Raw genomic sequence first — 11,034 nt, forward strand, 5'->3', positions numbered from 1 at the left:
CGGAAGGGTCAGGCTGTGACGGGATCAAGGTACTGGGCGAGGTCCGGCTCGTCGGAGCGACCGCCGGAGAGCTTGATAGCCAGGCGACGGATGCCGGGCTTGCGGGCGATTCGGAGCTCGCCGTGACGGAAACGGATGCCGAGGCGACTTCACGCCACGTTCGGCGGAACCTTTACCTGGGCCGAATGGTCACGTCTCCGAGTTCGCGCGATTTCTCCCATCCAACGTCAGTCAAATGGACTATCGACGTAAAGGACCCAGGCCGCCCACGTTAGCCACTGAGAGTTTTCCAGGACAGTGTCGGATCGTACCGAAGACGCCCGCATCGATGCGGAGATCACCCGCCTCGTAGCGGGCTCGGACCCGTTCGCAGGGGCGGTCCGGGCGACGCGCATGCCCATGCTGATCACCGACCCGCGCCTGCCGGACAATCCCATCGTGTTCGTGAATGACGCCTTCCTGAGGCTTACGGGCTACGAACGGCACGAGATTCTCGGTCGGAACTGCCGGTTCCTCCAGGGGGCGGAAACGGATCAGGGAGAGGTCGCACGGCTCCGTGATGCAATCGAGCGGCGCACCGCCATCGAGCTTGACCTTCGCAACCACCGCAAGGACGGGACCGTCTTCTGGAACCGCCTTCTCGTGTCTCCGGTGTTCGATGCGGACGGCGACCTGACATACTTCTTCGCCTCACAGTTCGACGTTACCTTGGAGAAGGAACGTCTCGTCCGGCTTCAAGCGGATCGCGATGCCCTGGAGGCAGAGGCTGCGCAACGTTCACAGGATCTGCGTCAGAGCGAGGAGCGGTTGCGCTTCACACTCAAGGCTGGTCGCCTCGGGACATGGTCACTCGACCTGGGCACGATGCGACTGATCGCGTCTGAGGGTTTCAAGGAGAACTTCGGTCGCCCGGCGCACGATTCCATGACCTACGAGGAGACGATGGCGGCGATCCACCCCGACGACAGGGAAAGGAAGCTGGCCGCGAGGGATGCGGCAATCGCCGAGCATTCCGACTACGACATCGAGGTTCGGCTCCTGACGCCCCAGGGCAAGACCCGCTGGCTTCAACTTCGCGGACAAGCGTCCTACCGGGCGGACGGGACGCCGCTGAGCATTGCCGGGATTAGCCTTGACATCACGGACCGCAAGCTCGCGGAGGAGCATCGGGACCTTCTTTCGAAGGAGTTGAGCCATCGTATCCAGAACACCCTGGCCACCGTGCAATCCATCTCGCGCCAGACGCTGCGCAACGCCACCTCGCTCGAAGCCGCGCAGGAGGCGATGGAATCCCGCCTGAAATCCTTGTCGGCCGCGACCGAAATGCTGCTGCGTGGCAGCGGCGATTGGGCGACGCTGACAGAGGTGGTTATCGCGGCGCTGCATCCTTTCGGGGTGGAGCAGGACACGCGCTTCAAGATCGGTGGGCCGATCCTGCGGCTGGCGCCGCGCGTGGGCCTCGCCTTCGCTCTTGCGATCCACGAGCTTGCGACGAACTCGGTCAAGTACGGTTCGCTGTCCACGGACCTCGGCCGGGTGATCGTGAGTTGGGACGTCGTGGATGGATCGGACCCGATCCGCTTGTGGTTCCAGTGGCAGGAGGTAGGCGGTCCCCGGGTGTCGCGTCCGACCCGGACCGGCTTCGGATCGCGGATGATCGAGCGGGCGCTGGCAACGGAGATCGGCGGGACGGCCGAGATCGACTACCGCCCGCGCGGCGTCGTCTTTACGGCCGAGGCGCCGTTGCCGGAGATCACGCGCGACTGAGGCGTCACTTGTCGACGATGGCTTCCGAGGTGGCCTTGTTCACCGCGCGCCGTAGGATGCGAGACAAATCCTCCATTGAGTAGGGCTTCTTCAGGAGCGGGAAGCCGTGGGTGCCCTGCTCGGCGAGCACGTGGCTGTAGCCGGAGGCGAGCACAACCGGCAGGTTGGGAAGCCGGTGGCGGATCTCCCGCGCCATGTCGATCCCGTTCATCCCGGGCATCACCACGTCGGTGAACACGACGTCTAAGCGATAGGGCGATGACAGGGTCGACAGGGCTTCCTCGGCGGTCATCGCCCAGACGGTCTCGTAGCCGAGTTCGCGCAACGACTGTGTCGCGAAGGAGCCGACCTCCTCGTTATCCTCGACCGCGAGAACGCGGGTGCCGTGCCCGTTGGCAAGGGGCTCGGGCTCGGCATCGTCCTCGGCCGTCACGGACCGTCCGACCTCGCGCGGCAGGTACAGGGTGAAGGTGGTGCCTTTGCCGAGAGCGCTCTCGACCAACACCTCGCCGCCTGATTGCTTGGCGAATCCGAACACTTGGCTCAGCCCGAGGCCGGTACCCTGGCCGACGCCTTTGGTCGTGTAAAACGGCTCGAAGATCCGGTCGAGGTCGTCGGCGGCGATGCCGGTGCCGGTGTCACGGACCGAGACGGCGACGAAGTCCCCGGGGATGCGGGGATGGGCCCGGACCGCCGGGATGGCGGAGGTCCGACGGACTCCGATATCCAGCCGGCCCTCGCCATCCATGGCGTCCCGGGCATTGATGGCCATGTTCACCAGGGTGGTGTCGAACTGGCTCGGGTCAGCGTCGATCAGGTAGGGGGTTTCCTCCCCGCGCCTGTCCTTGTTCGAGGCCACGTCGGTGACGACGCGGATGCGGGCGCCGGTGAGGGTAGCTAAACGTCCGCTTCCGGGTATTGCGTCGAGGAGCCCGAACGACTGGGTCGGGTCGAATGCGGAACGTCTGCTTCCTGGCGGGCGCCCATCTTCCGCCATTGGCGCTAAGCAGATGTAATCCCAGCCGTACCCAACTATAGGATTTAAATCTTGACTTAGGCTGCCGCTTCGGCAATACTGGTGTTGTCGATCACTGGTGCCGCGCAGCGCGGCAGCGCCGATCGATTAGTTGCGAGGAGAGCACGTCATGCCCGGGCGAACACGACGACATTGGCTCGAGCCACTGCCACGCCAGGACCGGCGTACCCCCACCCACCACTGCACCTCCACAGAAGGCCCCCATCACGGGGGCCTTCGTCGTTTTAGGAGCACCCTAATGGCGATCCAGATCGTTCCCGCCTCCGTTACCGAAAGTCCGCCTACCCCTCAGCCACCCGCTCTGGTGCTGTTCGGCCGCAACCGCAGCGGCAAACCCTGCGCGGCCTGGTTCGATGGCGATCAGGCCGAGGCGGCAACAGCTGCTGCCGCTACGATGAAGCTTCGCGTGTTGCCGGTTGCTGGCGACGAAGAGAGGGCACTTGCCACGCAGCTCGGCCGCGGCCGTATCCTTTCGAACGGCAAGGCCCATGTTCCGGCCGCTCGCCGCGATCTCTACGGCCGCCTCGTGGCCCAGGCCGGTGACAACGCTGGCCTCAACATCACCGAGCGCCCCGAACAGCGGGGGGCACCAGCCGCGGTTGCGAGGGGCGAGAGCGGCGCCGACGAGACCCGGCCACCGGCCCCAGCGGGGGCCCTCGAAGGTGCGGATCGGGGCAGGGCGGTTACAGCCGCAGCAGGTGCTACGGCGGCAGCTGACGGCCCCGCCAAGCCGAAGTTCGGCGATCACAACTTCGTCGGCAGCTCCATTCCCCGCGAGCGCGACGAGATCGGTCTCGGCAGCCTCGTACTAGCTCACGAGGGCGTCGATGACGGTTGGTGGGAGGCCGAGGTCATCGGCATGAACGGCCGGGTGTTCTCGCTGCGCTGGCGGGACTACCCCCAGCAGGGGACGATCCTGCGCCAGCCCGGCGAACTCGCCCTGATGCCGCCCGGCAAGGTCTGAGGCCGCCCGCAACTGTCCCGCGTCCGGGTTCGGAATGCCGGCCCGGGCGCCTCAGCGGCGGCCCAGCGCGTCAGCCGCGCCAGACCATCCCCTCTCATTCTCCCGAGGTCTCCATGACCGACATCCTCGATGTGGGCCGCATTGCTGCGCTCAACGACATCCTGCGCCGTACGCTTGCCGGCGGCACCCTCGTCCTGACCGCCGGGCTCGTTGCCCTTGGCCGGGAGCGCCAACAGACCATCCTCGCGGCCATCGCCGCTTTCGACGGCTTCGATACCGACAACGATCCCTATGGTGAGCACGACTTCGGCGCGCTTGATGCGGTCGGCGAACGGATTCTGTTCAAGATCGACTACTTCGACCGCTCGCTGACGCGCGCGTCCCGAGATCCAGCCGATACCAGCGTCACCACCCGCGTCCTGACCGTCATGCTCGCCGAGGAGTATTGAGGTGGCCCGGCGCGAAGACAGGCCGCCCGATGCCGCAACCCCGTCGGCACGCACTTCATCGACCCGTCGGCGCCTGCTCGCCCTTCTCGGAGGACTCCCAGCAATAGGCAGGGAGGCGACAAGCTTCGAGCGGCCCTCGTCCCACATAGCCCGCTTCGTCTCGGTCATCGATCCGATGCCGCGGCTTTTCGCCGAGTTTCAGGGGCTGCTCGAACGACATGAGGCAGCGTTGGCCAGTTGCGACCGCCTCGAAGCGGGGCTCCTCACGCAGATGGGGTACCCGCGTGTGCCGCTGCCCGCGGATTGGGACAGGTCGCAGCGCGAGGCAGTCGATGCGCTCACTATTGCCCAGGTCATGGCCCCGGGTCGCCAGCGGCGACGCCTTCAGCGGCTTCTGCAGCGCCGACAGGGGCGCTGGGATGAAGCAGCTTACGAGATCGGCCTGACCGCGGCTCAGGCACGCGAGGCTGCCCTCGATCAGGCCGTGCTCGATACGGCTGCCGGCTTGCTCGCCACTCCCGCCTGGACCCTCGACGCGGTGGTGCTGAAACTTCTCGTCCTGCTCAGCACCCAGGAGCCCGGACCGTCCGCCAGCGCGGCGTCGCCCTGGCGAGAACTGCGCCTGATCCTTTTGGATCTCAGGGGCCTCGCGACGGTCGAGGGAGTGCCGTCGTGAGCGCGCTGCTACGGCACGCGCTTGCGGCCGGCCCGCAGCGGCACCGGCCGTGCCGCGTCGGCGTCAGGTTCGATCAGCAGCGCGGCGACCGGTACGGAAAGTGCCAATGCCATCGCTTCCAACGTGGTGATGGTGACGTTCTCAGACCCCCGCTCCACCCGTCCGACGTAGGCGCGGTCGATCCCGGCAGCCAGCGCCAATCGCTCCTGCGACAGCCCGCGCTCGACCCGCAGCCGCCGTAGGTTCCAGCCGATGATTACGCGCGCGTCCATCGCGCGAGACAGCCCGATCCGCGGCTTGACAATCGACGGACTGACAGTCCCTCATTTATGCAGCTTCAGCGGGTTTGCGGTGACCGCATTGGCGATGCCGTAGTCGGACCCGTCTTAAAAAATCGGAACCGGGAGGATCGTGTGAACGAGGACTCGACGACGATTAGGCCATTGATGCTGGGCATCGGCATCTGCGCCACCGTGCTTATGCTCGCCGCCCCCGACGCCCAGGCGGGCACCATCACCGATTTCCTCGACCGCATCGGCGGCTGCCGCAAGCCGATGAGCGAGAGCTTCTCCTACGAGATCTCACCCTACACCGCGAAGCCCTATGGCAAGGCGCTGGCGGAGTGGACCGATCAGGACGTGGCCGACTTCCGCGCTTATTTCGTCGCCTGTCAGACCCGACGCTCGGACTGGCGCAGCATGGGCGACTACAACCGCAACGATGCGATCCGGGTGATCGACACCGCGATGGCCGAGCTGCGCCCCAAGGTCGCCGAAGCCCGCGCCGTCGCCGACAAACAGCGGGCGGATGCAGCCTACGACACGGAAAAGCGCCTGCGCGCGGAGGAACAGCAGCGAACGGAGGCTGAAGCGGCAACACAGCGTGCTCAGGCTGAGGGGGCTGCGCGGGCCGAGAGGGCAGGGCGCAACGAGGAGGCCAAGAAGACGGTCGTGTCGCTTCTGCAGGAGCTGCTCGCGTTCACACAAAACGAAATCGAGGCGCTCCCTCCCGACCAGAAGCTTGCGCGACTCGACGGCTACCTTACCCGGATGCAGGCGATTGCAGCCGAGATTGGCGACGCTCCGGCCGCCAAGCCGCTTTTGACGATGCTCGAGCAGACCCGCCAGCTGCGCGCTCAAATCGAGGCGGAGCGGGATCGTCAGGCCGCGGTGCCGCGCGTAGCGCCGAACCAGGGGGATGGGGCGATCACCGAGGGCGGCCCCCACCCCGACTTCGAATGGCTTGGGCAGCAGCTGATCATGGCGCTGACGAATCCGTTGCAGCGAGAAAGCTTTCGCATTTCCCTGGCCAGGGGCATCGACTTCAACGTCGGCGTGAGTGCCATCGAGCCGGCGCCAACGGGCTGGCTGGTTCAGCTGTCCGGACGGCCCGGAGTGCCCGGCAAACCGGGGCAGGGGCTCTTCTGCCGCGTAAACGGTACCGACACGGCAAGTCTGGCGGTGCTGCGAACCGTGACGCCGCCCTATGGCATCATTCACGTCGCCGCCCCCGACGCCGACGAGTTCGTCCTGGAAAGCAGCCCGGTGCAGATCCGTATCGTCTTTCGGGATTGCAGGGTCACGCCACCGGACAATCGCTAGGATTGCGGCCAGCAAGCTATTGTCCTTCCGTTAGATCAGGCTTGCAGAAAGCGCGCATCCAATCGGGGGTATTCGGCGCCTTCCCGATCACGCCCCGCAGACGCCCCAACCGTGCGGATGATGTTCGATGCGGGGTGCCGAAGGGCGACGGTCATGTCGTGTGGACGGGGACGCTTCGGGCTCGGCACTGGGACAATCGAGGAGAACCGGATGGACTGGTTTGAGCGACTGACTGGGTTTCGAGAATCGAGCTACGCCCGAACGCAGGCACATCTACGCCTGATCGACGGTCGCCTGATTCGGCAGGACTCAGGCGAGGGCTTTGCTGTCGGGACGCTCACGTTGCCGTCCCTCTCGGAGCTGCGGGTCGCCGCAGCCACTGTGAAACGTCCGGGCCGGCTGAGGTTGTCCATCGTCGAGGGTGATGTCAGCGTCATGCACCGGGAGCCGGAAAACACCGGCGCGCTGTTCCAAGTCGCGTCGCAGTTCAACATGCTAGAAATGGTCGGGCCTAATGTGACCCCGGAGGATGGCGTCACTGGCTACGAGCATGACCGGACGCAGGGTCCGGCCTGCGCCATCGCAGCGGGCGCGGCCACGGTCTATCGCAATTACCTCGTCCCGGTCGCTGGCGGCACAGGTCAAACAGCAAATCGGCAACTCGACGGCCTCGCCGACCTGGGCGATGCCCTTGCGCACCGCCTCGGCACCGACCGGGCGAACCTATGGACGATGCGCAACGGCTACGCCCTGCCCACGGCAAGTAGCTTGGCGGCCATCGCCCGGTACCTGCACGGCGCGGACGAAGACGCCCTGGACGAGCTTCGAAGCCGGTTGCGGGTGGGCCTGCACACGGACGTCGAGGTTACCGATGGGTCGGCGCCGCGACAGCTCGTCAGCCAGATCTTCTGCTCGGCGCTGCCGGTGGCCTACACGCGGCTACCGATCACGCTTTGGGCGCCCTTCGCCAGGCTGGTGCTGGAAGCCGCCTACGAAGCAACCCTACTGGCCGGCCTGTTGAACGCAGCGCGCGGTACGTCGAACCGGGTGCAGCTCACGCGGCTTGGCGGGGGCGCCTTCGGCAACGCAGACGGCTGGATCGACGCGGCCATGCTGCGGGCGCTGAGGATGGCCGGTGATCGCGACCTCGACGTCGCCGTCGTCAGCTTCGGACCAGCAGCACCGGGCCTCCAGGCTCTCATCGATTGCCACCGTGCCAAAGCGGCCTGCCCGTCCCGCAGCGTGTGAGCTTAGCCTCGCAGCTCGCACTCGCTCACACCCATCAGGATGCTCTCGACCCTACCAACGAGCTTCTCCCCGGTCACCGTCTCCGGTACCGTGCCAATTGCGGCCAGCGCCATCGTCAGGGAGGTCGGATCCAAGAACGCGCGCGCCTCCTGCACCGCGGCGGCCAGCAACTGGGTGGCCATCATCAGTCCGTCCACCCGGTGCACCGTTCCGTCCGTGAGCCAGCGCCGGAGATCGGTGCGCGCCGCCACAGTCGCCCGGATGGGCCGTCCGAACGCCCCCGTCTCCTTGTGCGGCTCGGCCCGGCGGGCGCGGGGGAGGGGGGCGCCAGTCCGCGATGACTTGCCGGTCGCAGGGCGCGCGGCCCCCTGAGATTTGCGAGTAATCGGCTTGGTTGCTTGGGTCATATGGGTCTCCTTGCTTGGGTAGGGGGGGTGATCGCGGTTGAGGATCGGCCCGCCGCGTTCGGCAGTCGCGAGCCGCTAGTGCTCCTCAAGGGGGGCCGAACGGGCGAGGAGAGGGAATGCGAGGCATCGTCCATTCAGCGTTCCGGCTTGCTCATCAGTCCTTGCCGTGCACCGCCTCATCGACGCGGTTCAGCACCGTCGCGTGCAGGTTGCTCGCGCCGTAGCGGCGCAGCTCCTGGCCGATCCGCAGCAGGGCCTAGGCCGTCTGATCGGGGCCGAACTGCGGACGAGTTCCGCGGCGGCGACGTGCACGAGCATCCTCATGGCATCGCCCTCGTCCACGGCGGTTCGATCCGCGGCCGTGGCTCGCAGCCGGCCATAGTGGCGCGGTCGAACGCATCGCGGACCTCACGCTCGAATTGGCGACCGCGCAGATCACGCACGACGTCCTTGTCCATCGCGCTGATACAGCGGCCGTCCTTTGGAAGCGGAGCAATTGGAACACCGCTCTCGTGCGCATTGGCGATCAAACGCATCAGCTGCCGCTCATCGACCGACGATGAGATCTTGATCGTAGTCATCACTCCCCAGGTGAGGAACGCACTCGGTGCGCAGTTCGAATTTACCGAAGTCGTATTCCTTGTCAGATCGGGCGTGGTCACACGCGGCGATCCCCATCGATGCCTCAAGGCGCGATCCGTAGGTTTTGGCCGATGCCCCCGAGGCGTGCGACCCACACCGCTGCTGCGGCGGTGGCTGGAAAAACTCTGCCGTGCCGCGCACCGCACTGTTCTCGCAGGCGGCCTGTGCGAACCTTACGGATGTGCCGCGCACCTCCGGCTCCCCACCGCCTCTGCTCATCGCGATGAGCAGAGGCGGTGGGGAAGTGCGAAGGCTCTACGCCTCCTTTCCCCGTCATCGGCAACTCGGTGGCGCCATCCCCATCGGACAGAAGATGCCGGGTCAGATTGTCTCTGCTGACAACACACTAACGCACGGTCGCCGTACAACGTACCGATTTGGCGAAGCAGTAAAGTAATTTGTGCTTACAAACTGCCGGCTTGCTTGGAAGCTGCCACAAGACGGCGCGCGGTACTTGGCGCAGAACTGCGCGTCCTCGGACGTGCATATGTTCAAGTGTGTCGAAAGAGAGCCGATTGAGCACACAAGCTCATTGAGCATGGAAACCATAAGGCTTCCCCCACCCCCCATAGCGTCAGGGAGACCCATTATGCCGGGCAACATACCCCAGGAGAGCCTTAGCCGCAGCAACCAGATCCATCAGCTCACCGGGGGCTATGGCCAAATCGCAATTGACCTCACAGCCGAAGGCTGGTCCCCCTACCTTCTCGTCCTTAAGTTTCGTCACCTCGGGGGGCGCCGGGACAACGTCATGGCTCAGATGCATCGCGAAGCAGCACGAGCCTATGACTGGATCCTCTCCCGGGTGTGGAAACACCCTCATGCCGCCAGCGTTCGCGCTTTGCGCCCACGCTGGATCCTCGCCCCCGATGTGCCGGTCGCGAAGCGGGAGAAGGTGGGTGTTCGCTCCGATCTGCCCAACGGCGGACTGCACCTGCAGGGCGTGGCGGTGATGCCGCCGAACAGCCGCCTTCGCGAAGGCCTGGACGTGCATCTCACCCAGGAAGGTGGGCGCTATTGCCCCACGGGAGGTCCCCTGCTTTCGCTTCACGCCACGCTGATCGCCAGCGACCTTGACTACGTGCACACCTACAATTTCAAGACCCTGAAGCGGGGCCGGGCCAACTTCGATGACATTCTCCTGCTGCCCAGATCGTCGGCCGAACTTCAGTGCCAACCGCAAACAGCTTCCGACCCATGGCAACCCCTTGTGGTTGATCGTGGCTGAGGTCATCCGTGCTTTGCACGACGACATGCGCTCATAAAAAAGCCAGGGCAGCTTCCCGCCCCGGCTCGCTCAATCCTGCCAATCCGGCTCAGCGGCTGCGAGGCTTCCAGATTACCTGATCGATTTTGAGGCGCTGCCAATCGTCATCCGTGCGGCCAGGACAGTGGCCATAAATCACGAAGCGTTTACCTTTGCGCAGCCCCAGGAACCGCTCCTGGCGCTCGCCAGTCGCCTCAAGCTCGACAGTGAGGCGGCCATCCGGATCGCGACCGCGCGCCGGCACGAGATCCTGCCTGAGCTCGGCGTCCTCGTAGATGTCGAGAGGATCGTCCATTTCGCCCTCGCCCTTTAGGCCATCGATACCGTCGTTTTGGACGTCAGACTCCTCTTCACCACCATCCTCCAAGTCGCGAAACGTCATGTTCTCCATCGTGATGGCCTTGTCGCCCTCCAAATTGCAGTACTGCGCGGTGGCCATGAACTCTTCTTCGGTCCGGGCTTGATCCCGGCCCTCTTTCGGCTTGTGCGCCTCCCGCTCCAAGTGGGCCTCGTACAGCTTCTCAATTCCGCCCGCTTGCTCGATCTCCTGCGCCACGAGATGGACTGGCACGCCAAGGATCATGATCTCGCGAAGCGCCGCCGCATACTTTCCCGTCCGGCTACGCGCCTGCTTAGATTTGGCGTCGAACACAAAGTTCATCGTGTGCCGCAGCGCATCCGTGTGATGGGTACGCGCTTTTGGCTTGATCTTGCCAGTTTGGAAAAACGGCTGGTCGAAAAATAGCTTCCAGGCCTTGTAGTTGAGGTAGTAGTGACGGCCGACACCGACAATCATCGCCAAAAGGGCATACAAATCGCGGCGGTAGCCCGCCTGAATAGTATGAAGTTTGGCCTTTGCTTCTGCCGCGACGGCGTCCGGGTTCTCTTTGATGCGACGCTGTAGGTCCGAACTGTCCGGCGGATAGGGGCCGTTGATGGCGCTGCCCTCGACCGGCACTGTGTAGGGCGGTGACAAA

The 11,034-nt window shown here is 65.2% G+C and carries 11 protein-coding genes and 1 pseudogene; 7 read left to right on the forward strand and 5 right to left on the reverse strand.

The window, feature by feature from the left end; translation table 11 throughout:
• The first annotated feature begins 297 nt into the window (after window positions 1-297).
• The gene (locus MFF07_RS21390) at window positions 298-1,767 is read left to right on the forward strand and encodes a PAS domain-containing protein (RefSeq protein ID WP_238232848.1); all 1,470 of its coding nucleotides are present in this window, start codon (window positions 298-300) and stop codon (window positions 1,765-1,767) included.
• A gap of 4 nt (window positions 1,768-1,771) precedes the next feature.
• On the opposite strand, the pseudogene MFF07_RS21395 reads toward MFF07_RS21390, so the two are convergent.
• Window positions 1,772-2,737, reverse strand: a pseudogene (locus MFF07_RS21395) (ATP-binding protein); the annotation flags it as partial.
• Between the two features lie 304 nt (window positions 2,738-3,041).
• Here MFF07_RS21395 and MFF07_RS21400 point away from each other — a divergent pair.
• The 3 genes from MFF07_RS21400 (at window position 3,042) to MFF07_RS21410 (ending at window position 4,892) form a co-directional block, all read left to right on the forward strand.
• Window positions 3,042-3,767: a hypothetical protein gene (locus MFF07_RS21400; protein ID WP_238232849.1), complete on the forward strand. Its 726-nt coding sequence runs from the start codon at window positions 3,042-3,044 to the stop codon at window positions 3,765-3,767.
• A gap of 113 nt (window positions 3,768-3,880) precedes the next feature.
• Window positions 3,881-4,216 carry a DUF3768 domain-containing protein gene (locus MFF07_RS21405; protein ID WP_238232850.1) on the forward strand — a complete coding sequence of 112 codons (336 nt, stop codon included), beginning with the start codon at window positions 3,881-3,883 and terminating at the stop codon, window positions 4,214-4,216.
• A 175-nt stretch (window positions 4,217-4,391) separates the two neighbouring features.
• Window positions 4,392-4,892, forward strand: a complete 501-nt coding sequence (locus MFF07_RS21410; RefSeq protein ID WP_238232851.1) for a hypothetical protein — start codon at window positions 4,392-4,394, stop codon at window positions 4,890-4,892.
• 8 nt (window positions 4,893-4,900) lie between these two features.
• Here MFF07_RS21410 and MFF07_RS21415 read toward each other — a convergent pair whose 3' ends face one another.
• Window positions 4,901-5,164, reverse strand: a complete 264-nt coding sequence (locus MFF07_RS21415) for a helix-turn-helix domain-containing protein (protein WP_238232852.1) — start codon at window positions 5,162-5,164, stop codon at window positions 4,901-4,903.
• Window positions 5,165-5,305: 141 nt separating this feature from the next.
• On the opposite strand from MFF07_RS21415, the gene MFF07_RS21420 reads away from it, so the two are divergent.
• The gene (locus MFF07_RS21420; protein WP_238232853.1) at window positions 5,306-6,493 is read left to right on the forward strand and encodes a flotillin family protein; all 1,188 of its coding nucleotides are present in this window, start codon (window positions 5,306-5,308) and stop codon (window positions 6,491-6,493) included.
• A gap of 210 nt (window positions 6,494-6,703) precedes the next feature.
• Window positions 6,704-7,741 (forward strand): hypothetical protein, encoded by a 1,038-nt coding sequence (locus MFF07_RS21425; RefSeq protein WP_238232854.1) that lies wholly within the window; start codon window positions 6,704-6,706, stop codon window positions 7,739-7,741.
• 2 nt (window positions 7,742-7,743) lie between these two features.
• Here the strand turns inward: MFF07_RS21425 and MFF07_RS21430 are convergent, their stop codons facing one another.
• Both MFF07_RS21430 and MFF07_RS21435 read right to left on the reverse strand, forming a co-directional pair.
• A complete protein-coding gene (locus MFF07_RS21430) occupies window positions 7,744-8,148 on the reverse strand; it encodes a hypothetical protein (protein WP_238232855.1) in 405 nt (134 codons plus the stop codon).
• A gap of 320 nt (window positions 8,149-8,468) precedes the next feature.
• Window positions 8,469-8,810 carry a hypothetical protein gene (locus MFF07_RS21435; protein ID WP_238232856.1) on the reverse strand — a complete coding sequence of 114 codons (342 nt, stop codon included), beginning with the start codon at window positions 8,808-8,810 and terminating at the stop codon, window positions 8,469-8,471.
• A gap of 569 nt (window positions 8,811-9,379) precedes the next feature.
• Here MFF07_RS21435 and MFF07_RS21440 point away from each other — a divergent pair.
• On the forward strand, window positions 9,380-10,018 hold the full coding sequence (locus MFF07_RS21440; protein ID WP_238232857.1) for a hypothetical protein: 639 nt from the start codon (window positions 9,380-9,382) through the stop codon (window positions 10,016-10,018).
• Between the two features lie 88 nt (window positions 10,019-10,106).
• On the opposite strand, the gene MFF07_RS21445 is transcribed toward MFF07_RS21440, so the two are convergent.
• Window positions 10,107-11,034 (reverse strand): hypothetical protein (locus MFF07_RS21445; protein ID WP_238232858.1); only part of this gene is annotated, 928 nt, incomplete at its 5' end.

This window comes from Methylobacterium thuringiense (assembly GCF_022179645.1).
Taxonomy (GTDB): Bacteria; Pseudomonadota; Alphaproteobacteria; order Rhizobiales; family Beijerinckiaceae; genus Methylobacterium; species Methylobacterium thuringiense.

Bases quoted from the DNA above. Each gene is read 5' to 3' on its own strand.
- MFF07_RS21415 (WP_238232852.1), bottom strand. From the start codon at position 5,164: ATGGACGCGCGCGTAATCATCGGCTGGAACCTACGGCGGCTGCGGGTC.
- MFF07_RS21405 (WP_238232850.1), top strand. From the start codon at position 3,881: ATGACCGACATCCTCGATGTGGGCCGCATTGCTGCGCTCAACGACATC.
- MFF07_RS21440 (WP_238232857.1), top strand. From the start codon at position 9,380: ATGCCGGGCAACATACCCCAGGAGAGCCTTAGCCGCAGCAACCAGATC.
- MFF07_RS21425 (WP_238232854.1), top strand. From the start codon at position 6,704: ATGGACTGGTTTGAGCGACTGACTGGGTTTCGAGAATCGAGCTACGCC.
- MFF07_RS21430 (WP_238232855.1), bottom strand. From the start codon at position 8,148: ATGACCCAAGCAACCAAGCCGATTACTCGCAAATCTCAGGGGGCCGCG.
- MFF07_RS21400 (WP_238232849.1), top strand. From the start codon at position 3,042: ATGGCGATCCAGATCGTTCCCGCCTCCGTTACCGAAAGTCCGCCTACC.
- MFF07_RS21410 (WP_238232851.1), top strand. From the start codon at position 4,392: ATGCCGCGGCTTTTCGCCGAGTTTCAGGGGCTGCTCGAACGACATGAG.